This window comes from Paracoccus albus (genome assembly GCF_027913035.1).
Taxonomy (GTDB): domain Bacteria; phylum Pseudomonadota; class Alphaproteobacteria; order Rhodobacterales; family Rhodobacteraceae; genus Paracoccus; species Paracoccus albus.
Genome location: NZ_CP115775.1, coordinates 3,279,789 through 3,301,650 on the forward strand (window position 1 = coordinate 3,279,789; position 21,862 = coordinate 3,301,650).

The following is a 21,862-nucleotide window of genomic DNA, read 5'->3' on the forward strand; positions in this document are numbered from 1 at the left end:
TGATAGTATTTAAAAATGAGTAAAGACGGCAAAAAACTGCGCTATGACGAAGGCTGCCTTGCGTCCCATGCGCTGAATCTGATCGGGGATCGCTGGGCGTTGCTGGTGGTGCGTGAACTGATGTTCGCACCCAAACGCTTCCAGATGATCCGCGCGGGACTGCCCGGCATTACGGCCTCGGTACTGACCCAACGCTTGGCACAGCTTCGTGACGTTGGCGTGATCACGCATGACGAAAAGCTCGGCATCTATGCGCTGACCGACCTTGGTCGGGAATTGCTGCCGGTGCTGGAGGCTCTTTGCCGCTGGGCCCTGATCGCACCCGGCCACGATCCGACGCGCTTCATCAGCCCCTCGGCGCTTATGATCTCGATGGGCGTGAACCTGATGAGCGACCGGGCAAGCGGTATCACGGCAAAGGCCGGCTTCGATTTCGGATCGGAAGCCTTCGAGATGCAGGTCGCCGACGGTCGCCTCATCACCAAAGCCGTCAACACCCCTGACGCGCCATTCACCTTGAAGGGCGATGGCAACACGCTGGCCTTCACCGTCTACGGCGCAGCCCCCCTGACAGCGATGATCGCCAAGGGTTTCGCCAGTGCAACCGGCGATCTCGCCGCCGCACAGATCTTCATCGACCTTTTCAGATTGGAGCCTCAGACATGACCCGTCTCACCCCTTGCCTCTGGTATCATCAGGACGCCATCGCAGCAGCAGAATTCTATGCCGCCACCATCCCCGACAGTCGCATCCAACGCATATCGGATCAGAATGCCGACAGTCCGGGCGGGAAGGCCGGCAGCGTCAAGACCGTCGAATTCACCGTCGCCGGAACGCCGCTTTATGCGTTCTCTGCCCCCGGCCCGGATAAGTTCAACCTCGCCCTGTCGCTGATGATCGAATGCGACAGTCAGGCAGAGGTAGACCGCCTGTGGGACGCCCTGTCCGAAGGCGGGCAGACGATGGAATGCGGCTGGGTGCAGGACCGCTGGGGGCTGAACTGGCAGATCATCCCGCCGGGTATGATGGATCTTATGGCCGCCGATGACCGCGAGGCCGCGGGTCGCGCTGCTGCCAGGATGCTGACCATGACGAAGCTGGATGGCGAGGCGATCAGACGGGCGTTTGAGGGCAGCTAGGGCACACCGCCCGGAAAAAGGGGCGCAGCCCCGCCGGGCGAGCGTCCGGCCGCCCCCACGGGCGGACGCTTCGGTGCCGTTTCACGCTGCACGGTCCTTCTGCGGGAAGGAACGATAAAGCGCGCCGCACGTCCGTTGCAGGCGTCCCCCCGCGGCCGGACGCTCGCCCTCTGCCTGTGCAGATATACCGGAAAGTTCCCTTCCTTGATCTTTACTAATCCCGCCCTGTTTTTGCCCCTGCCGATGCAACGATTTCGCACCCCGTGCCGTTATGCCGGTCCAAACATGGAGAGGATTAGACCCATGAAAAATCTTTATCTGACCACCGCAATGATCCTGTCGCTCGGCGGCGCAGCTTTTGCACAGACCGCAACGACCGAAGCCCCTGCCGACGCAGAAGCCCCGGCAGACGCCGCTGCCCCGACTGCTGCTGCCAACGCCACCGCTGCTGACGCAGCTGCCTCGGATCCGGGCGATGCCATGCAGACCGGCCTTCTGCGTGCCTCCGCTCTGGAAGGTGTCGACATCTATTCTGTTGACGTGACCGGCACCACCACATGGAGCGACGGTGAGCGTTACAGCGAAATCGACGCCGATTGGGAAAAGATCGGTGAGATCGAAGACCTCGTGCTGAACGGCGACGGTGACATCGTCGGCGCCATTGCCGAAGTCGGCGGCTTCCTTGGCCTTGGTGAAAAGGAAGTCATGATCGAGCCTTCCGAGATGAGCTTTGTCATTACCGAAGATCGTATCGCAGTGGTCTCGGCTCTTGGTCAGGAAGCGCTTGAACAGCGTGAAGAGACTGCCGAAGAAATCCGCGACGACGACTGATCCGTCACGCTCAAAAAATCTTGCAGCACCCCGGCTTGTCCGGGGTGTTCTCATTTGAAACGCAGGCGAGGATGCTTTATCTGGCGACACACGCCGCAAGGCCCTTGTCACCCGCGATCATGGAAGGTGCGATGACACAGCAGAAGACCGTCTGGCAGAACCCCGCAGAAATCATCCGCGAAACGAAACCGGAAAACCCGGTCATGGTTTTTGCGCCGACCGTCCTGCAGGACACGGCCAAACGCTTCATCAAAGGCTTTCCCGGACTGGTCACCTATGCCGTGAAATCAAACCCGGATGAGGCCGTCGTCGAGAATCTGTTTTCCGCAGGCATCAAGGGCTTCGATGTGGCCTCCCCTGCCGAAATCGAACTGATAGGACGGCTCGCCCCCGGTGCTGCGCGCCATTACCACAACCCTGTTCGTGCACGGGCAGAAATCAGCGCGGCAGTAGATGCCGGGATCAAGGCATGGTCCGTTGACAGCGCGTCAGAGCTTGAAAAGCTGATAGAGATGGTGCCGGCCGAGGATTGCGAAATCTCGCCGCGCTTCAAGCTGCCGGTGGCCGGCGCAATCTATGATTTCGGCTCCAAATTCGGGGCGACACCGGCACTGGCCGCCGATCTTCTGAAGCGCGTGGCAGAGGCAGGTTTCATACCCTCGCTGACCTTCCATCCCGGCACCCAATGCACGGATCCCGGCGCCTGGGAACAATATGTCCGCACCGCGCGCGACATCTGCGACATGGCTGGCGTGCAGGCCAGGCGCCTGAATGTCGGCGGTGGCTTTCCGTCGCATCGTGTTTATGGGGTAGAGCCAGATCTGGAAGCGATCTTCGACCTGATCGGCGCAACTGCGGCAGAGGTGTTTGGCGATGCCGTGCCCCAGCTTGTCTGCGAACCCGGTCGCGGCCTCTGCGCAGATGCGTTTTCGCTGATCACGCGGGTCAAGGCAGTCCGCGATGGTCAAGCCGTGTTCCTGAATGATGGCGTCTATGGCGGGCTGGCAGAGTTGCCGGTGGTCGGCAATCTCGACCGGGTGGATGTATATTCACCCGACGGCAAGAAGCGCGAGGGCGAAGAATCCGGGCGCGTCATTTTCGGCCCGACCTGTGACTCGGTCGACCGTCTGCCGGGCGAGTTGCTGATGGCAGCCGATGTGCAAGAGGACGACTATATCGTCTTCAACGGTGCCGGTGCCTATTCGGTCGTGACGAACACGCGCTTCAACGGTTTCGGGGATCTGATGCGTGCCACCGCGCTGCGGCTGGACTGATCCCGCGCCGCGCCTCGTCGGCTCCGCGCTGTATATACGGATTATATACAGCATATCTACGGATTCCATACAGAGATAATACGCCCTGTCGCGGCCTTTCGGTGCCTGCGGAGTGATTTGCAAAACCGGATTTGGTGTTAGGCTGGTGACATGAGTCGCCCGTCTGTTACCCATGTCGTGCTGGTTGATGGCACCTTCGCCTCGCTGATGGAGGGGCGGTCCTCCAACATCGGCCGCATCTATCGTCTGCTGCGCCCGCAGCGCGGCGTAGACCTGCGCGTCCGCTATGCCGCCGGCCAGCAATGGGAGGCGTGGGGCAGCTTGTTGGGTGTGGTGATGGGCCACGGATTGGGCGGGCGCATTCGCGATGCCTATGGCTGGCTCGCCACCGCTTACCGCCCCGGCGACAGGGTGTTCCTGCTAGGCTATTCGCGCGGTGCCTTCGCGATACGCTCCCTTGCCGCGATGATCGAAAGGGTGGGGCTGCTCAGGCCGGAAAACGCGACCGAACGGAACATCCAGCAGATCTGGCGCGCCTATCGTGATGAGGCCGAGGCCGAACGTTTGTTGGAACTCCGCGCGCGGCTTTGCCACGAGCGTGTGCCGATCGAATTTCTGGGCGCATTCGATACCGTCATGGCGCTTGGCATCAGGCTTCCGGTGCTGTGGGTGCTGACCGAACCGCGCTTCCGGTTTCACGATCAGCACCTTGGGCTGGACGTCCGGCGCGGCGCACAGGCACTGGCGCTGAATGAAACCCGTGCCGCCTTTCAGCCGATTCTGTGGGACAGCGATGGACGCGAACCAGGCGCGATTTCGCAGATGTGGTTCAACGGTGTTCATGCCGATATTGGCGGCCAGCTTCTGGGCGAGGAAACCGCGCGCCCCCTGTCTAATATCCCGCTGGTCTGGATGCTTGAACAGGCTCAGGCGGCGGGCCTGCCCTTGCCAGATGATTGGAGGTCACGTTTTGTGTGTGACCCCGCCGCCCCCTCGGTCGGGAACTGGCGCGGATGGGGCAAGGCATTTCTCGCCCGGACGCCGCGCGTTGCAGGCATTGATATCAGTGAGGCGCTGCATTCCAGCGTAGCCCGCCCCTATGACGGCCCGGCCATATTGGCGGGGCATCTGGCCAATGATTCCGCCGATGCCGGGATCTTCAGAATGACCCGCCGCCGCCAACGCCGATTGCGCCGCGCCGACCAAAGCTACCATTAGATCCGGACGGCAGGGTCAGGCAGCAAGGCCGTCCTCTCGCAGGCCGAGTTCGTGGCAGACAGCCAGGGTCAGCTCTGGTTTGTTCAGCGTGTAGAAATGCAGATGCTCTACACCGCCGCTCCGCAGGTCGTTGCACAGCTTGACGCAGATTTCCTCTGCCAGCTTCGCCTCGCCCTCTTTGCCTGCCGCGTCGAAGGCGTCGATGGCCCAGTCAGGAACATTCGTGCCGCAAAGTGCCGCGAATTTGCGCGCGCCGGCCCAGCTTTGAATGGGCAGGATACCCGGCAGGATCGGCACGTCGATACCGGCGGCCACGCATGCGTCGCGGAAGCGGAAGAACGTTCCCGCATCGAAGAAAAACTGGGTGATCGCGGAGGTTGCGCCCGCATCGACCTTGCGTTTCAGAAAGGCCACATCCGCTGCGGAAGAGCCGTTTGAGTCCGGGTGTGGCTCTGGATAGGCGCCGACGCGGATCTTCATGTCGCCGCGCTTCGCAATCGCCTCGATCAGTTCGACCGAGGATGCAAACCCTTCGGGATGGGCGGCCCATTCGGCCTGACCCTTGGGCGCATCGCCGCGCAGGGCCACGATCTCTTTCACGCCGGCTTTTGCGTATTCGTCAACGATCTGCATGGTTTCGTCGCGGCTGGCGTCAACGCAGGTCAGATGCGCCGCGACGTTAAGGTTGTAATGGTTGGACAGCGCCGTCACCGCCTCATGCGTCAGCTGGCGGGTCGTGCCGCCTGCGCCATAGGTCACAGATACGAACTCCGGGCCAAGCGGTGCAAGCGCACGCGCCGTATCCCAAAGCCGGAAAGACGCATCCAGATTGCGCGGCGGGAAGAACTCAAAACTGACGGCAGGCGTGGACATTGCAGATTCCTTTCAATCGCGCACTTGTGTCAGACTTGGCGGCGTGAGACAAATTCATATTCCGCATGATCATCATGAGGGCCATGCATCTAGAGCTTCGCCATCTTCGCACAGTTCGCGCGATTCATGAACAGGGCGGCCTTGCCCGCGCGGCTGAGGTTTTGAACATCACGCAGTCGGCGCTGTCGCATCAGGTCAAAGCGTTGGAGGATCAGGTCGGGGTCGAACTGTTTGTCCGCCGCGCAAGGCCGATGCGGCTGTCGGCCGCCGGTATGCGCCTGCTGCGCCTGGCAGAGCAGGTTCTGCCGCTGATCGAGGCCGCCGAATCAGAGCTGAAGGGGGTAGAGGCGGGGCGCGTCGGTCAGCTTCATATCGCGTTGGAATGCCACGCCTGCTTTGACTGGCTGCTGCCGGTGCTTGATCAGTTCCGCCGGACATTTCCAGAGGTCGACCTGGATATCCGCCAGCGGCTGGCCTTTACCGCGCTGCCGGCCCTTCAGCGCGAAGAAGTAGATCTGGTCATTTCGATGGATCCGGAGGATTTGCCGGGTATCCATTTCGAACCGCTTTTCGAATATGCGCCTACGCTGGTTGTCCCGGCAGGGCATCCGCTGGCCGCAAAGGGCTTTGCCGTGCCGCAGGATCTGTCCACCGAAAACCTGATCGTCTATCCGATGGATCGAGAGCGGCTGGATGTGTTCTCCGAATTCCTGACCCCCGCCGGGATAGAGCCATATCATGTCAGGCAGGTCGAGCTGACCGATGTCACCTTGATGCTGGTTGCGGCAGGGCGCGGCGTCGCGGTGATGCCGGACTGGGTGCTGCGTCGCCACGCCTCTAACCCGGAACTGGCACTCGTGCGGCTGACAGAAAAGGGGGTGCGCCGTCGTGCCTATGCCGCCGTGCGCGAACCAGATCTTGCCCAGCCCTATATGCAGCACGTGCTGCGACTGGCGCGCGCCGATGGCGTTCGCGGCGGGCGGGTCGGCGGTTAGCCACGCCTCGCGGCGTGGTTAAGGGTCAAGATCACGCAATGGCTTCCCTTTATGCAACAATCCCCCTAAACGGCTGGCAAAGCCGACAGCCGACGAATGCAGGAGCGCCGCGATGCCAAGCGCCAATATGAACGTGATGATCAAGGCAGCCCGCAAAGCCGGACGCAGCCTTGTGAAAGATTTCCGCGAGGTCGAGAACCTTCAGGTCTCTGTGAAAGGTGCGGGCGACTTCGTCAGCCGCGCCGACAAGGAGGCCGAGCGGATCATCAAGGAAGAATTGCGCGGTGCGCGTCCCAACTATGGCTGGGTGGGTGAGGAAACCGGTGCCGAGGATGGCGAGGACCCGACCCGTCGCTGGATCGTCGATCCGCTGGATGGAACGACGAACTTTCTGCATGGCCTGCCGCATTGGGCCGTTTCCATTGCATTGGAGCACAAGGGAGAGATCGTCGCCGGTGTGATCTTCGATGCCGCGAAGGACGAACTGTACAGTGCTGAAAAAGGCGGGGGCGCCTGGATGAACGGGCAACGCCTGCGCGTGTCGGGCCGCCGTCAGATGATCGACTCGGTCTTTGCGACCGGCGTGCCGTTTGGCGGCCGTGGCACGTTGCCGGCGACCTTGAAGGATCTGGCCCGGCTGATGCCCCTGACCGCGGGCGTGCGCCGATTTGGCGCGGCTTCGCTTGATCTGGCCTATGTCGCCGCAGGCCGTTTCGACGGGTATTGGGAACGCGGCGTCAATTCATGGGATGTCGCCGCAGGTGTCGTTCTGGTCAAGGAAGCGGGCGGCTTTGTCGAATCGATCCGTGGCGAGGGGCCCGTCGTGGATGCGGGCAATATCGTCTGCGCGAACACGCAGCTTTTCGCAGAATTTGCCGGAATCGTCCGGTCGCGCGACTGATGCATCGCTGGCCGGTTCGCGTCTATTACGAAGACACCGATCTGGCGGGCATCGTCTATTACGCCAATTACCTGCGCTTCATCGAACGCGCCCGGACCGAGTGGATCCGAGAGCTTGGTATAGACCAGACCCGGCTTAAGGTTGAGGATGGCGCGGTTTTTGCCGTCCGCCGGGTCGAGGCTGACTATCTGTTGCCTGCCGTGTTTGACGATCAGCTGACCGTCCTGACGCAGGTGACACGTATGACCCCGGCACGGATCGAGTTGGAGCAGAAGGTGATGCGCGCGGATGCGCTGCTTTTCGCGGCTCGCGTGACCCTTGCCTGCCTTGGCGGGGACATGCGGCCGCGCCGCCTGCCGGCTGCTCTCGCGGAACTCATGCGAAGTTGAACGGCATTTCGTTGGTCGCGGCGCTTAACATCTGCTAGAACGCCTTGCAAAGGCCGGAAAATGGCCAGGCAGTCACGGGCAGACCATGGAACAAATCGACTTTTCGCTGATCGCGCTTTTCATGCGCGCCTCGCTGATCGTGAAGATCGTGATGGTGGTGCTGATCCTCGCATCCTTCTGGTCTTGGGCAATCATTATCCAGAAGCTGCTGAAGATCGGTGCCGCGCGGGCAGAGGCCGCGAAGTTCGACCGCACTTTCTGGTCGGGCGAGCCGCTGGATGATCTTTACGACCGGGTTGGTGAACACCCGCGTGGTTCCGCCGAACGGATTTTTGCCGCAGGTATGGGGGAATGGCGCAAGTCGCAGGATGACCTCGGTGCGATGATCCCCGGCACGCAAAGCCGTATCGACCGGGCCATGAACGTCGCCATCGGCCGTGAAGAGGCGCGGCTGACGCGCGGGCTTTCCCTGCTGGCGACGATCGGTTCGACGGCGCCTTTTATCGGGCTTTTCGGTACGGTCTGGGGGATCAAGACCGCCTTCGAACAGATCGCGATTTCGCAGGATACATCCTTTACCACCGTCGCGCCGGGCATTGCCGAGGCGCTTCTGGCGACGGCGCTTGGCCTTCTGGCCGCTATTCCGGCGGTGATCTTCTACAATAAATTCATCGCGGATGCCGATAGGCTGGGTGCGAATTACGAGAATTTCGCCGATGAGTTCTCGACCATCCTGTCGCGTCAGTTGAACGAGGGCTGACCGATGCAGGTCCAGTCGCGTAACAAACCCGGACGCCGCGGCCGAAGCCGCCGCCAGCCGATGGCAGAGATCAACGTCACGCCCTTTGTCGATGTGATGCTGGTGTTGCTGATCATTTTCATGGTCGCGGCACCGATGCTGACCGTTGGCGTTCCGCTGCAACTTCCTGAAACCGCAGCCAATGCCGTGGCTGCCGAACCTCAGGAACCGCTGACTGTTTCAGTGCCTGCCGAGGGGCCGCTGATGCTGATGGAAGATACTATCGAAGAGGATCAGCTTGTCTCGCGTCTGCGTGAAATGGCCGAGGGGCGGCAGTCCAGCAAGATCTTCCTTCGCGCCGATGGGGGCATCCCTTATGGCCGGGTCGTTCAGGTCATGGGTGCGCTGAACGCGGCAGGCTTCAATGACATCGTGCTGGTGACCGACACCGGCGGGCCGCGGATGGACGGCTGATCCGATGCTGGATCCGCTGGAGGTTGAGCAGCAGGGGCAGGGCAGGGACCGCGCCGAACGTGCCGGGATCTGGATCTCTGGCGTCGGGCATACGGTGCTGGTGCTTTGGGCCGCAATCGGCGGTGCCCTGTTCGCGGCGCGGGACAACCCACCGCCGCAGATGACCGATGTTTCCACCATCTCGACGCAGGAGTTCGAGGAACTCGCGGCGCGTTCGCGCGGGGCTGGCCCGGTCGGTCAGGCCGATGGCGAGGCGCCGGAGCAGCCGCAGATGCCGGGCGACACGACTGCGCCGGAAGGGCCGGATCTGGCACTTGATGTGCCCGATCCAGATAGCACGGTGTCTACGCTTGAGGCACCTCCGCCGCAGTCGGAGGATACGCCTGATCTGAGCGATGTCGAGAATCAGACTCCGCCGGTTGATGTGGCGACGATTGCCCCTGACCCGGCCAGTCTGCCAGAGGTCGACGACGCCCCCAGCACCCCTTCTGCCGAGACCGGCCCGCAGACGGATGCGCCCTCTCGCCCCGACACGCCGACACCGACTGCACCGCCGGTATCGGAACTGGCCCTTTCCTCGTCGCGCCCGCCGCCCGACCGTCCCGCCGGTTTGCGCGAGGCCGTGCTGGCCGAACGTCAGGCGCAAGAGGCAGAGGCCGCCGCCGCTGCCCAACGCGCAGAGGAACAGCGCCTTGCAGCCATCGCGCAGGCGGCAGAGGAGCAGCGCGCCGCCGAAGAAGCCGCGGCCGCGCAAGAGCAGGCGCGACTTGAAGCGGAGGCGCAGGCAGAACAAGAGCGTCAGGCAGAGGCTGCGCGCGCCGAAGAAGCCGCAAGACAGCAGGCCGAGGCGGAGGCTGAAGAACAGCGTCTGGCGGCTGAACGAGCCGAACAGGAGCGGCTGGAACAGGAACGGCTGGCCGAAGAAGCACGCCGCGCGGAAGAACAACGGCTGGCAGAGCAAGCGCGCCGTGAAGAAGAGCGCCTGGCCGAAGAAGCCCGCATTGCCGAGCAGGAACGGCTTGCCGAGGAAGCCCGCCGGGCCGAGCAGGAGCGTTTGGCAGAGGAAGCACGGCAGGCCGAACAGGAACGGCAGCGCCTTGCGCGTGAGGCTCAGGAACGGGCAGAAGAACAACGGCTCGCCGATGCGGAGGCAGAGCTTGCCCGCCGTGACGCACTTGCCGAACAACTGGCCGAGCAAGAGCGGCTTCAGCGCGAAGCCCTTGCCGCAGAAGAAGCAACGCCCAGCCCGTTCGACGGTAACGCCCCTGAAGGCGAGGGCGAGGGCGGCGGTTCCGACGTTCTGACCGACGCACTGAACGAAGCAGGTGCGACCGCGATCCAGCCCGATGTACTGGACGACGCACTTGCCGATGCGATGGGCACCACCCGGCCTTCCGAAATTGAGCGCGATATAAGCGTCGAAATCGCCTCTGTCCCGATGACGGCGGACGAGAAAGATGTTTTCCGCAACGCGATCCAGACTTGCTGGAACCTGACGCCTTTGTCCTCGGAAGCTGCGGCAATGCGCGTTGTGGTCGGCTTCACCATGAACCGTGACGGCACACCGGACAGCGACAGTTTCCGTATCGTCGGTGATCCTGAACCCAACCCTGACCGTGAGCGCGCGTTCGAGGCCGCACGCCGTGCCGTTTCGCGTTGCGCGAATGGCGGGTATGAACTGCCGGCGGATAAATACAACGAGTGGGACGATGTCGAAGTGACATTCTCGCCGTCCGGGGTCGAGAGGATCGAATGAAGGTTTGGGTGGCCTTGTTGATGGCGGCTCTGTGCCTACAGGGCACGGCGGCATTGTCTCAGGATGAACCGCTGCGGATCGAGATTACCGAAGGCAGTATGCAGCCCATGCCAATCGCGCTGCGTTTCGAGGCGTCGGAAAATGCAGGCGAACTGGCTGCAGATATTGCGACGGTGGTAGAGGCGGACCTTGCCGGGACCGGGCTATTCGCCATCGCAGAGATCGAGGATGCACCCAGCACCAGCTTCAACAAGGTCGTGGACTATGTTGGCTGGAAGCAGGCCAATACCGAGGCACTTGTGACCGGCTCTGTCAGCGAAAGCGAGGAAAAGATCACCGTCCGCTTTCGCCTGTTCGACATCTTCGCGGGCCAGCCGCTTGGCGACGGGATGCAGTTTGAGGCGCCCAGGGAAGGCTGGCGGCGCACAGCCCATAAGATCGCAGATCAAATCTACAGCCGAATCACCGGTGAGGCCCCCTATTTCGACAGCCGCATTGCCTTTATCGGCGAAAGCGGTCCCGCGACCGAGCGCGTGAAGCGCGTCGGTGTGATGGATGCAGACGGTGCCGACGTCAAATGGCTGACCGCAGGCAGCGACCTTGCCCTTTCGCCCCGTTTTGCCCCTGACGGGCGGACGGTTCTTTATACCAGCTTTGCCAGCGGCATGCCGCAGATCATGTCGGTCGATGTGGAAACCGTCACGACCGCGCAGCTGACCTCCGACCCACGCGCGATGAGCTTTGCGCCGCGCTATTCGCCTGATGGCAGGTGGATCGCGTTTTCGCGTGAGACCGCGGGAAATACCGATATCTGGGTCATGCAGGTCGATAATCCCAGCTTTGCCAAACCATTGACACGTGGTCCATCCATCGACACGGCGCCCTCGTGGTCGCCGGATGGGCAGCGGATCGTCTTTGAGAGTGATCGTTCCGGAAGCTCCCAGCTTTATGTCATGCGGGCCGACGGCTCTGAGCCGGAACGGATTTCTTTTGGTGAGGACGGGGTCAGCTATGGTGAGCCGACATGGTCGCCACGCGGTGATCGCATTGCGTTCACGCGGCACGGAAAAGACGGCTCTGCCATAGGGATTATGCGCGCCGACGGCTCTGACGAACGTATGCTGACGGATGCGGCACAGGCCGCCGGGCCAAGCTGGGCGCCGAATGGGCGTGTGCTCATCTTCACACGGCAGGGGGGCGAAGATGACGGCGCGAAGCTTCATTCAGTGGACATCACCGGGCGAAACATGCGACCTGTAGCCCTGAATGATGCGGCGTCTGATCCTGCCTGGGGTCCGCTGCTGCCCTGAGCGAGGCCGAGGAAGAGACTGATGCGCCTGACACTTACCCTTATGGTTGCCGTAGCGGCGCTGTCGGCCTGCGACATGCCGGGCAATGCCCCGATCGCATCCGCCCCCGTTACGGACCCCTATGTCACCGGCGCGAACGGTGCCGCAGTTTATCAGGGTGATGTGAACATCCCCGGCTCTCGCCTGCCGGGCGATGCGGCTGCCCCGCCTGCGGCAGATACGCAATTCGCCGCGGTTGGAAACACGGTTTACTTCGACGAATCCGAGGCGACGCTGTCCGATGATGCGCGTGAAACGCTGACACGTCAGGCAGCGTGGCTGGTCCAGAACCAGACCGTGACTGCCACGGTCGAAGGCCATGCCGATGAGCCGGGGACGCGAGAGTTTAACCTTGCACTTGGCGCGCGTCGCGCGACCTCGGTTCGGGAATATCTGGTCGCCAAAGGGGTGGAGGCCGGTCGCATCCAGACCATGTCCTTCGGGAAAGAGCGTCCTGCGTCTATCTGCGCATCCGAGGCATCGTGTCTTGCGCGCAACCGTCGCGCCGTCACGGTTGTCAGCCAAAGTGAGGCAGGCGCCTGATGCGCCTTCGGCTGATCGTCGCGCTGTCGGCAGGTCTTGTGGTACCTGCGGCGGCGCAGGATCTGGCGGCCCCGGACGGGATCGTGATTGACGATCCAGCCCTTGCCGAAGGGTTGGAGGCGATGCCGCAGCCGGATGATATCGTTGCCACGGTCGAAGCCGAGAACGCCGAAGCCAGCCCCGCGGTCGCTCCGGAAACTCTGGCCGAGATGCAGGCGGCGCTGCGCGCTGTTGCCTCTGATCTGCAGACGCTGCGGGCAGAGCTTCTTGCGTCAGGCGCGACAGGTTTCGAGGCTGCAGGTGGCGATTCGGCGATCGACCGCATGAATGCGATGGAAGCGCAGATTGCCCGCCTGACCGATCAGACGGAACAACTGTCAAACCGGATCAAACGCGTTGTCGCAGATGGCACCAATCGTATCGGCGATATCGAATTCCGGTTGTGTGAGATGGATCCGAATTGCGACCTTGGTGCGCTTATGACCGCCGAACTGGGCAGGCAGGGTGGCGGTGCGATGCCCGCGGATATATCGGGCGTGGTCGAGCGGCCATCTGACATAAGTGCGCAAACGCTTCCGCCGATGGAAGATCCCGTGGCGGGCACAGCGCCGCCAACGGAAGAGGAAGCGCGCGAATTCGCATCGGCCCGCCGCGCCGTTGAGGCCGGGGAATGGCAAAAGGCAATTGAAGAGCTTGACCATCTGACAGGCTCTCATGCAGGTGGTCCGCTGACCGCAGAAGCCCTTTATCTGAAGGGTATCGCATTAGAGGCAAACGGACAGGTCGAGCCGGCGGCTGAAGCTTGGTTGACGACCTTCGCGGCGGCCCCTGATGGTCCCCGTGCCGCTGCCAGCTTGCTGGCTTTGTCTCGCGCTATGATCGCGCTGAATACACCCGCCGATGCCTGTCCCCATCTGGCCGAACTGGCGCGACGCTTTCCCAATTCGCCAGAAGCCGCTGACGCAGCCAGCCTGAGCGCGGACTCCGCCTGCCCGCAGGTGGCGGAGCAGGAAGTTGCAAACTGACGGCAAAACGATAGAGGAACGGGTTCTGTCCAGTCTCGACCGGCTGGGCGGTGGCGTGGCAGGCCTTGGCGTTGCGCTTTCCGGTGGCGGCGATTCGGTTGCTCTCATGCATGTTGTTGCCCGTTGGGCGCGTGAGCGGGGTCTAAGGGCCGCTGCTGCGACGGTCGATCATGGCTTGCGCGAAGGGTCGGCAGCAGAGGCCGAAGGGGCTGCTGCTGCGGCGAAAGCGCTTGGGCTGGAACATGCAATTCTCCGTTGGGATGGATCAGGTCAGGGCAACCTGATGGATAGGGCCCGACGCGCGCGCCAACGCCTGCTTTCGGACTGGGCGCGGAAAAATGGGCTGGATGCCGTCGCCCTTGGTCACACGCAGGACGATCAGGCGGAAACATTGCTGATGCGCCTGACCAGAGGTGCGGGATTGGATGGTCTTGCCGCGATGGCGGCGCGACGCCGGGCGGATGATATGTTGTGGCTGCGACCAATGCTGGATTGCGGTCGGGCGGAACTTCGCGATTGGCTGCGGCAAATCGGCGCGGAATGGACCGACGATCCGACGAATGAGAACCCCCGGTTCGAGCGGGTCCGTGTCCGCCGGTTGATGACAGAACTGGGGATTGATCCGGCCACGCTTGCCCGATCGGCGCAACATTTGGCCGGCGCGCGGGATGCGTTGAACCAGGCATTGCTGCCGGTGCTTGAGGGTGCTGAACTGCGCATGGGCTCTGTCCTGCTTGATCGTGAGTTGGTTGCGGGATTGCCGGCGGAACAACGCCGTCGGCTGATTCTGATCGCTGTGGGCTTTGTGACGGGCGCCGACTATCCGCCCCGGCGGTCTGGCACGGATCATGCGCTGTCTGAGTGGGCGGCGAATCGTCGCGTCACGCTGGACGGAGCCGTGCTGGATCCGGGCGAGAAGCTGCTGATCCATCGCGAACCCGCAGCCGCGATGCGCGGGCGTCTGGTTTCAGGGGTCTGGGATAATCGCTGGCGGATCAGCGGATTGCAGGCAGGCGACGAAGTGCAGGCGCTTGGCGCCGATGCTGTGCTGTTTGATTGGCGAGCAAAGGGCCTCAGCCATCTGGAGGCGCAGGCGCTGCCCGCAATCCGTCGCGGCGAGAACCTGCTTTGCCCGGCGCTGCTTGCGCAGGATGGGCTGGCTGCCGAGCCTATTCGTGATAAGGTCGATCTGATCGAAAATCGCTTGGGCATTGAACCCGGCGAGTGAATCCCTATTTTCACGGCATAGAATCCCGCCGGAGGAGAGCCCTTTGGGTAATACACGCAATATCGCCTTCTGGGTCGTCCTGTTCCTGATGATCCTGATGCTGTTCAACCTGTTCAGTGACGGTGCTTCGCAAATGAACAGCGGACAGCTCAGCTATTCCGAGTTTGTTGAGCGGGTTGAACAGGATCAGGTCTCTTCGGCCACAATTGATGGCGAGGAAATTCAGTTCCGCACGACCGACGGCAATCAATATGTGACGGTGCGCCCGCAGGGCGAAGAGATCGCCGATCTGCTGATCGCGAATGACGTAGAGGTGAACGTCAAGAAGCAGCAGCAGTCGGTGTTCCTGTCATTCCTCAGCGTATGGTTGCCTTTCATCCTTCTGATCGGTGTGTGGATCTTCTTCATGAACCGGATGCAGGGCGGCGGCAAAGGCGGCGCAATGGGCTTTGGCAAATCGCGTGCGAAGCTGCTGACCGAAAAGCATGGCCGTGTGACCTTTGACGATGTGGCCGGTATCGACGAGGCGAAGGAAGAACTGGAAGAGATCGTCGAATTCCTGCGCAATCCGCAGAAGTTCAGCCGTCTGGGCGGCAAGATCCCGAAAGGTGCGCTGCTGGTCGGCCCGCCCGGCACAGGTAAGACGCTGCTCGCCCGCGCGATCGCGGGTGAGGCGGGCGTGCCGTTCTTCACCATCTCGGGTTCTGATTTCGTGGAAATGTTTGTCGGTGTGGGTGCGTCGCGCGTCCGCGACATGTTCGAGCAGGCGAAGAAATCCGCCCCCTGCATCGTCTTTATCGACGAAATCGACGCCGTTGGTCGTGCCCGTGGCGTCGGCATCGGCGGCGGTAATGACGAACGCGAACAGACGCTGAACCAGCTTCTCGTGGAAATGGACGGCTTCGACGCAAATGAAGGCGTCATCATCATTGCCGCGACCAACCGCAAAGACGTGCTGGACCCTGCTTTGCTTCGTCCGGGTCGCTTTGACCGCCAGATTCATGTTCCGAACCCGGACATCAAGGGGCGCGAGAAGATTCTGGAAGTGCATGCCAAGAAGGTTCCGCAGGGGCCGGATGTCGATCTGCGCATCATCGCCCGCGGTACGCCTGGTTTTTCGGGTGCCGACCTGATGAACCTCGTGAACGAGGCCGCGCTGATGGCGGCGCGCATTGGCCGCCGTTTCGTGACGATGGATGATTTCGAAAATGCCAAGGACAAGGTTATGCTGGGTGTCGAGCGCCGCAGCATGGTTCTGACGCCTGAGCAGAAGGAAAAAACGGCTTATCATGAGGCCGGACACGCCATCGTCGGCCTGTCGCTGCCCAAATGTGATCCGGTCTACAAGGCGACGATCATCCCGCGTGGCGGTGCGCTTGGCATGGTTGTCAGCCTGCCCGAAATGGATCGGCTGAACTTCCACAAAGACGAAGCCAAGGAAAAGCTTGCCATGACCATGGCGGGCAAGGCAGCTGAGATCATCAAATATGGTGAGGAAGGCGTCTCCAACGGTCCGGCAGGCGACATCCAGCAGGCATCGGCGCTTGCGCGTGCGATGGTGATGCGTTGGGGCATGTCCGACAAGGTCGGCAGCGTCGATTACGCCGAAGCGCATGAAGGTTATTCAGGCAATACCGGCGGTTTCTCTGTCTCGGCAGCGACGAAAGAGCTGATCGAGCAAGAGGTCCACGACCTGATCGAGGAAGGCTACCAGACTGCCCGGCGCATCCTGACGGAAAAGGAAGAAGAGTTCGAACGTCTGGCGCAGGGTCTGCTGGAATATGAAACCCTGACCGGCGAAGAAATCGGCAAGGTGATCCGCGGCGACAGCCTTGGAGGCGATGATGATACGCCGTCCTCCGGTATTCCGCAGGTCACGTCCATTCCGAAAGCAGGCCGTGGCGCCCCGGAAGGTGGTGCGCCCGTCCCGCAATCCTGATCGGATGATCATAAACGAAGAAGCCCCGGCCAGCGGACCGGGGCTTCTTCATGTTCATGCCTGTAACGTATCAGATAACCATCAGCACTGATGCACCAACGACGAGCGCGATGGCAAACCCGAGATTTATGATTACGCCAAGCTTTTCCATGGCGTTTCCTTTCGATACGGCAAGTGGCCGCTTTCACCCCTCGGCGAAGAAACGTGCGTGTCTGGGGCAGAGTTCCCTGACGCATCTGTCAGTTTCTGCGCTGCGGCAAAAATGTCACGCTTCATGCTTGCGAACTGACTGACAAGCGGGGATAAGGTCGCGCATGACGCATGAAGATATCCAGGATATGGCGACGCTGCGGGTGCATATTGACGCGCTCGACGCGCAGCTGATCGAACTGTTGGCGGAACGCAGCCGCCTGATCGACCGGGCCGCCCACATCAAGGCGCGTGACGGCCTGCCCGCCCGCATTGACAGCCGGGTAGAACAGGTTGCGATGCTGGCCCGCCAAAGGGCCGACGCTGCGGGCCTGCACCCCGATCTGGCCGAGGATATATGGCGTTTGATGATGGAATATTTCATTGCGCAGGAAGATGCGCAGCTTGGGGGCGAAAATGGTGGCAACCCGGATCGACGGTAAGGCTTTTGCAGCAACGTTGAGAGAGAAGATCGGTGGACAGGTCGCTGCGCTGAAGGACGAACATGGGATAACACCCGGTCTGGCCGTCGTTCTTGTCGGCGATGATCCGGCCAGTCAGGTCTATGTCGCGTCCAAGGGCAAGCAGACGAAAGCGGCCGGCATGAACTCTTACGAGCATCGCTTGTCGGCAGATGCCTCTCAGGCAGAGCTTCTTGCCCTGATCGGCAGGCTCAATGCCGATTCAGCGGTTCACGGGATACTCGTCCAATTGCCGCTTCCGGATCATATTGACGAGGCAGAGGTGATAAACGCGATTGCCGTCAAGAAAGATGTGGACGGCTTCACGATCGCCAATACCGGGCGATTGACCACCGGGCAGCGAGCGATGGTGCCGTGCACGCCGCTGGGTTGCCTGATGTTGCTGCGCGATCAGCTGGGTGATCTGTCGGGAAAGAATGCGGTCGTCATTGGGCGTTCGAACATCGTGGGCAAGCCGATGGCGGCGCTGCTGCTGGCAGACAGTGCCACCGTAACCATCGCCCATTCGCGCACCAAGAACCTGCCAGAGGTGGTGCGCCGCGCCGACATCGTCGTGGCCGCCGTGGGTCGTCCGCAGATGGTCAAGGGCGAGTGGATCAAACCGGGCGCGACAGTGATCGACGTTGGCATCAACCGCACCGATGACGGGCTTGTGGGTGACGTGGACTACGACAGCGTTGCAGAGGTCGCGGGGGCCATTACGCCGGTGCCGGGCGGCGTCGGCCCGATGACCATCGCCTGCCTGTTGGCGAATACGCTGACGGCCTGCTGCCGGGCCAATGGGCTGCCCGATCCGGCGGGGCTGTCACTTTAAGCCTGTTGCGCGGTCAGGGCAGGGCTTTGGTCATTCGGTAGTTGGTCAGTTCAACACCGCGCTTGACGACGCGCTGCCCTGCCACGACATGCCAGCCCATGCGTTCGAAAAAAGGCTGCGCTGCCAGACTGGCCTCTGTGGTCAGAGTCTGAATGCCACTGATCCGGGCGTGCTCCTCGATGGCACGATAAAGTTCCGCTCCTACGCCCTGCCGCGCACAATCCGCCCGCACGAAGGCGAGATCGATATAGCCGTTATCGTCCAACGTCATGAAGCCGACCAGTTTCCCCTCTATCCGAGCCGAAAAGCCGTCGACACCGTCAAGCCTGTGGCGCCAGCCTTCGGTGTCGGGAACCGTTCCAGCCCAAGCCGTTCGCTGTTCAGCGGTATAGACCCCTGATGTGCCGTTATGGACAGCGTCGAAAAAGACATGCACGGCCTCTTCGCTGTCTGCCGGGCGAAGTGGCGCTATCACGGTTCGCGGCATGGACACTCACCAGATCAGAAGTCGACGCAAAGGCCCTTTTTCTCGTAATCGCCGAAACGCACAGGCTCTGGCCCGTCACGTCCGCCAAGCTCGGTCGGCAGTGCAACGGCTTTGGCTGCCTTGCGGCGCTCTGCGGCTTCGGCTAGCGCCCGGACGGCCTCGGGCGGCAAATCGCGTGTCTCGGTCATGGCGGGCGGCCTTTCATTGCGTTAACAGGGCTAAATCTAAGGAAAGGGTCGGGATTGGGCAAGCCAGCGGGACGCAAAAGACAAGGCAGCACTGTGCGCATTGATGCGGCGCGGAAGGGGGCGCTTCGGTTGCTTGCAGGGGTGCGTGACGGAATGTCGTTATCGGATCAGCCGAATGCGATTGCGGGGCTGGCACCGGCTGACCGGGCGCGGGCGCAAAGGCTGGCTCTGGCTGTGCTGCGTAATATCGACCGCGCTGATACGCTGCTGGTTCAGCATCTGTCGAAAAAGCCCCGGCCCGACGTGCTGGACGTTCTGCGCCTTGGCACGGTTGAATTGCTGGAGATGGGCGAGGCGCCGCATGGCGCGGTTAACGCGGCTGTCGGGCTGGTGCAGGGCATGGGGCCAAAGGGTCGTGCGGCCGCCGGAATGGTCAATGCGGTTCTGCGGAAGATTTCCGGGCAGTTCAAGGAATGGGTATCGCTTCCGCCCGAAGAAATGCCCGAATGGCTGCGTGAACCCGTGCTGGCCCAATGGGGTGAGGATATTACCACCGCGATCGAACTTGCCCATCAGGCCGGTGCGCCGGTGGATTTCACCGCGAAACCCGGCAAAACCGCGCCCGGTCAGGTGCTTCCCAGTGGCAGCTTTCGGCTGCACGAATCTGCACAGGTCAGCGCATTGCCGGGATTTGCCGAGGGTGACTGGTGGGTGCAGGACGCCGCCGCTGCAATGGCCGTGCGTGTACTGGACCCGCAGCCCGGTGAGGATATCGTTGACCTGTGCGCCGCGCCGGGTGGCAAGACGCTGCAATTGGCGGCGGCTGGCGCAAACGTGACGGCCGTTGATCTTTCGGCGCAGCGTCTGGAACGGTTGCACGAAAACCTGAAGCGCTGTGGTTTGGCGGCAGAGGTCATTGCAGCTGACGCTCTGGAATGGCGGCCCAGGGCTGCACCTGATGCGATTTTGCTGGATGCGCCTTGCTCTGCCACGGGGACGATCCGCCGCCACCCTGACCTGCCGCTGATCCGTGACGGTTCCGCGATTGAGGCTTTGGCAGAACTTCAGACACGCCTGATCGACCATGCGCTTGATATTCTTAAGCCGGGGGGCAGGCTGGTATTCGCCACATGTTCTCTGCTTGCGGCGGAGGGTGAGGATCAGGTGACAGCGGCCCTTGGACGACATCCGGGGCTTGCGGTCGAACATCCTGAATGGGCGGAAGAGTGGCTGTCACCTGTCGGTGGTCTGCGCCTGCGCCCTGACCATTGGTCAGAGATCGGCGGAATGGACGGGTTTTTCATCGCCCGCTTGCGGAAGCCAGAGACAGCCCGGTAAGTTCACGTCATGACCGACATAAGCCGCCCGCATGGTTTTACGATCCGGCCCGAGCCGCGCAGCCTCGGCTCTGCCCTGCGTGGTCAGGAGATTATAGAGGGAACCCTGCGCCTGACCGGCTGCAGCGTCGACGGTGACCCATTCACGGGCGATGCGCCCACAGGGGAGCTTGCAGCGGAACTGCATGGCTTTGGCTGGCTGGATGATCTGGCCTCTGTCGGCAATGCCAAGGCGCGTGACATGGCGCAGTCGCGTGTGCTGGGCTGGATTGAGGCGCACCCGAAGCCACCTGAATCCGGGCAGGACGATCCGGCGTGGCGGGCCGACGTTACTGGTCGCCGGTTGCTGCGTTGGCTGTTCCACTCTGGCCAGATACTGCCGGGGCTGGACAAGGAAACCGCACAGCCGGTTTTCGACAGTATGCATGATCAGCTCGCCTATCTGGAACGGGCGGAGGCCACGACGGGTCTGCCAATGATCGAGGCTTTGTCGGGCAGGGTAATCGCCGCGATGATGCTGCAAGGCGCGGGCGATAAGGTTGGCGCGTCCATGTCCGATCTGGCGCAGGCGATCGATGCGTCGCTGCATAAAGGGGTCCTGCGAAGCCGCTGCCCCGAGGCGCTGCTGGGCTGTCTGTCGCTGCTCGGCTGGGTCAAGCAGACTGCCTCCGATTTGGCGATAGCTCTGCCTGAAGAGATTGCGGCTGCTATCGAGGAAGTGGCGCCGATCTTGCGCGCTCTGCGACATGCCGATGGCGGACTTCCGCGCTTTCATGGTGGAGGGCGCGGCGTCGCAGGGCGTCTGGATCACAGCCTGCGCGCCGCTTCGGGTCCTGCGACGACCGCGCAGGGTCATGCGATGGGCTTTGCCCGGATGTCGCGTGCGCGTGCGACGGTGATCATGGATGCTGCCGCGCCGCCTGCCGGTCCGGCAGCGGCACATGCGCACGCATCTACATTGGCCATAGAGTTCACCTCGGCCCGGCATCCGATCATCGTGAATTGCGGTTCGGGCAGGATGTTCGGGCCGGCATGGGCGCGCGCCAGCCGGGCCACGTCATGCCATTCGACGCTGAATCTGTCCGGTCTCAGCTCTGCCAAGCTGCTGCCGCCCGACGGGCAGGGCCAGGAACGTCTGACATTGCTTCCGCAGAAGGTATGGGCGGGTCAATGTGACGCCGAGGGCAATGTCCTGCCCGCCGATGCGCCCCCTGCGCCGCCAAGGCAGGCGGAAACGATCCTGTCGGGGCATGATGCCTGGCTGGGAACCCACGGGCTGACGCATCTGCGAGAGCTGAGCCTGTCACCCGATGGCGATCAGCTTGATGGCGAAGACACGCTGGCGGCACTGGATATCGACGGCAGGGGTCGGCTGGCGCAGGTACTGACGAACGCTCCGGACGGAATCGGGTTCGAAATCCGTTTTCACCTGCATCCAGACGTCGATGTCTTTCCGGAAGGTGATGCCGTTCGTCTGGCTCTGCCGGGCGCAGAAGAATGGTATTTCAGCCATGATCTGGTCGCGACCCTTCGGCTGGAGCCCTCGGCCTATCTCGAACGCGGCCTGTCGCAGCCGTGCCCGACCACCCAGATCGTTTTAAGCCACAGACTTACGGACGATGCGGTGCAGATCGGCTGGACCTTCGTGCGGGCAGGCGCTAGCTAGGCGGCATCCGAAAACAGACTCCCGCA

General features: G+C 62.3%; 23 protein-coding genes. 20 read left to right on the forward strand and 3 right to left on the reverse strand.

Going from position 1 to position 21,862, the window contains the following annotated elements:
* Positions 1 to 15: 15 nt before the first annotated feature.
* The 5 genes from PAF20_RS16500 to PAF20_RS16520 all read left to right on the forward strand — a co-directional run bounded on the left by PAF20_RS16500 (position 16) and on the right by PAF20_RS16520 (position 4,462).
* The gene (locus PAF20_RS16500; RefSeq protein WP_271071685.1) at positions 16 to 666 is read left to right on the forward strand and encodes a winged helix-turn-helix transcriptional regulator; all 651 of its coding nucleotides are present in this window, start codon (positions 16 to 18) and stop codon (positions 664 to 666) included.
* Positions 663 to 1,139 carry a VOC family protein gene (locus PAF20_RS16505; RefSeq protein WP_271071686.1) on the forward strand — a complete coding sequence of 159 codons (477 nt, stop codon included), beginning with the start codon at positions 663 to 665 and terminating at the stop codon, positions 1,137 to 1,139. The genes PAF20_RS16500 and PAF20_RS16505 overlap by 4 nt, the downstream gene beginning before the upstream one ends.
* A 303-nt stretch (positions 1,140 to 1,442) precedes the next feature.
* Complete coding sequence (locus tag PAF20_RS16510; RefSeq protein ID WP_271071687.1) at positions 1,443 to 1,970, forward strand: PRC-barrel domain-containing protein; 528 nt, start codon at positions 1,443 to 1,445, stop codon at positions 1,968 to 1,970.
* Between the two features lie 131 nt (positions 1,971 to 2,101).
* Positions 2,102 to 3,244: a type III PLP-dependent enzyme gene (locus PAF20_RS16515; RefSeq protein ID WP_271071688.1), complete on the forward strand. Its 1,143-nt coding sequence runs from the start codon at positions 2,102 to 2,104 to the stop codon at positions 3,242 to 3,244.
* Between the two features lie 150 nt (positions 3,245 to 3,394).
* On the forward strand, positions 3,395 to 4,462 hold the full coding sequence (locus PAF20_RS16520; RefSeq protein ID WP_271071689.1) for a T6SS phospholipase effector Tle1-like catalytic domain-containing protein: 1,068 nt from the start codon (positions 3,395 to 3,397) through the stop codon (positions 4,460 to 4,462).
* Positions 4,463 to 4,477: 15 nt separating this feature from the next.
* On the opposite strand, the gene metF is transcribed toward PAF20_RS16520, so the two are convergent.
* A complete protein-coding gene (metF, locus tag PAF20_RS16525; RefSeq protein ID WP_271071690.1) occupies positions 4,478 to 5,335 on the reverse strand; it encodes a methylenetetrahydrofolate reductase [NAD(P)H] in 858 nt (285 codons plus the stop codon).
* Between the two features lie 83 nt (positions 5,336 to 5,418).
* On the opposite strand from metF, the gene PAF20_RS16530 reads away from it, so the two are divergent.
* The 13 genes from PAF20_RS16530 (at position 5,419) to folD (ending at position 18,158) form a co-directional block, all read left to right on the forward strand.
* Positions 5,419 to 6,330, forward strand: coding sequence for a LysR family transcriptional regulator (locus PAF20_RS16530; protein WP_271073352.1), 912 nt, complete (start codon positions 5,419 to 5,421; stop codon positions 6,328 to 6,330).
* Positions 6,331 to 6,442: 112 nt separating this feature from the next.
* The gene (locus PAF20_RS16535; protein ID WP_271071691.1) at positions 6,443 to 7,231 is read left to right on the forward strand and encodes an inositol monophosphatase family protein; all 789 of its coding nucleotides are present in this window, start codon (positions 6,443 to 6,445) and stop codon (positions 7,229 to 7,231) included.
* The gene (ybgC, locus tag PAF20_RS16540) at positions 7,228 to 7,620 is read left to right on the forward strand and encodes a tol-pal system-associated acyl-CoA thioesterase (protein WP_271073353.1); all 393 of its coding nucleotides are present in this window, start codon (positions 7,228 to 7,230) and stop codon (positions 7,618 to 7,620) included. The genes PAF20_RS16535 and ybgC overlap by 4 nt, the downstream gene beginning before the upstream one ends.
* Before the next feature lie 85 nt (positions 7,621 to 7,705).
* On the forward strand, positions 7,706 to 8,380 hold the full coding sequence (gene tolQ, locus PAF20_RS16545) for a protein TolQ (RefSeq protein WP_271071692.1): 675 nt from the start codon (positions 7,706 to 7,708) through the stop codon (positions 8,378 to 8,380).
* Between the two features lie 60 nt (positions 8,381 to 8,440).
* A complete protein-coding gene (locus PAF20_RS16550) occupies positions 8,441 to 8,833 on the forward strand; it encodes an ExbD/TolR family protein (RefSeq protein WP_353620601.1) in 393 nt (130 codons plus the stop codon).
* A gap of 4 nt (positions 8,834 to 8,837) precedes the next feature.
* Positions 8,838 to 10,589 (forward strand): hypothetical protein, encoded by a 1,752-nt coding sequence (locus PAF20_RS16555; RefSeq protein WP_271071694.1) that lies wholly within the window; start codon positions 8,838 to 8,840, stop codon positions 10,587 to 10,589.
* A complete protein-coding gene (tolB, locus tag PAF20_RS16560) occupies positions 10,586 to 11,899 on the forward strand; it encodes a Tol-Pal system beta propeller repeat protein TolB (RefSeq protein ID WP_271071695.1) in 1,314 nt (437 codons plus the stop codon). The genes PAF20_RS16555 and tolB overlap by 4 nt, the downstream gene beginning before the upstream one ends.
* Before the next feature lie 21 nt (positions 11,900 to 11,920).
* Entirely contained in the window at positions 11,921 to 12,481 is a 561-nt protein-coding gene (locus tag PAF20_RS16565; RefSeq protein ID WP_271071696.1) for an OmpA family protein, read from the forward strand.
* Positions 12,481 to 13,506 (forward strand): tetratricopeptide repeat protein, encoded by a 1,026-nt coding sequence (locus PAF20_RS16570; protein ID WP_271071697.1) that lies wholly within the window; start codon positions 12,481 to 12,483, stop codon positions 13,504 to 13,506. The genes PAF20_RS16565 and PAF20_RS16570 overlap by 1 nt, the downstream gene beginning before the upstream one ends.
* On the forward strand, positions 13,496 to 14,734 hold the full coding sequence (gene tilS / locus PAF20_RS16575) for a tRNA lysidine(34) synthetase TilS (RefSeq protein WP_271071698.1): 1,239 nt from the start codon (positions 13,496 to 13,498) through the stop codon (positions 14,732 to 14,734). The genes PAF20_RS16570 and tilS overlap by 11 nt, the downstream gene beginning before the upstream one ends.
* A gap of 43 nt (positions 14,735 to 14,777) precedes the next feature.
* The gene (gene ftsH / locus PAF20_RS16580; protein ID WP_271071699.1) at positions 14,778 to 16,673 is read left to right on the forward strand and encodes an ATP-dependent zinc metalloprotease FtsH; all 1,896 of its coding nucleotides are present in this window, start codon (positions 14,778 to 14,780) and stop codon (positions 16,671 to 16,673) included.
* Between the two features lie 314 nt (positions 16,674 to 16,987).
* A complete protein-coding gene (locus PAF20_RS16585; protein WP_271071700.1) occupies positions 16,988 to 17,305 on the forward strand; it encodes a chorismate mutase in 318 nt (105 codons plus the stop codon).
* A complete protein-coding gene (gene folD, locus PAF20_RS16590; protein ID WP_271071701.1) occupies positions 17,280 to 18,158 on the forward strand; it encodes a bifunctional methylenetetrahydrofolate dehydrogenase/methenyltetrahydrofolate cyclohydrolase FolD in 879 nt (292 codons plus the stop codon). Before PAF20_RS16585 ends, folD begins: the two co-directional genes overlap by 26 nt.
* A gap of 13 nt (positions 18,159 to 18,171) precedes the next feature.
* Here folD and PAF20_RS16595 read toward each other — a convergent pair whose 3' ends face one another.
* A complete protein-coding gene (locus PAF20_RS16595) occupies positions 18,172 to 18,645 on the reverse strand; it encodes a GNAT family N-acetyltransferase (protein ID WP_271071702.1) in 474 nt (157 codons plus the stop codon).
* Positions 18,646 to 18,659: 14 nt separating this feature from the next.
* Positions 18,660 to 18,833, reverse strand: coding sequence for a DUF1674 domain-containing protein (locus tag PAF20_RS16600; RefSeq protein WP_271071703.1), 174 nt, complete (start codon positions 18,831 to 18,833; stop codon positions 18,660 to 18,662).
* A gap of 93 nt (positions 18,834 to 18,926) precedes the next feature.
* Between PAF20_RS16600 and PAF20_RS16605 the strand changes: the two genes are divergently transcribed.
* Positions 18,927 to 20,171, forward strand: coding sequence for an RsmB/NOP family class I SAM-dependent RNA methyltransferase (locus tag PAF20_RS16605; protein WP_271071704.1), 1,245 nt, complete (start codon positions 18,927 to 18,929; stop codon positions 20,169 to 20,171).
* Positions 20,172 to 20,180: 9 nt separating this feature from the next.
* Positions 20,181 to 21,836 carry a heparinase II/III family protein gene (locus tag PAF20_RS16610; protein ID WP_271071705.1) on the forward strand — a complete coding sequence of 552 codons (1,656 nt, stop codon included), beginning with the start codon at positions 20,181 to 20,183 and terminating at the stop codon, positions 21,834 to 21,836.
* Positions 21,837 to 21,862: the final 26 nt, after the last annotated feature.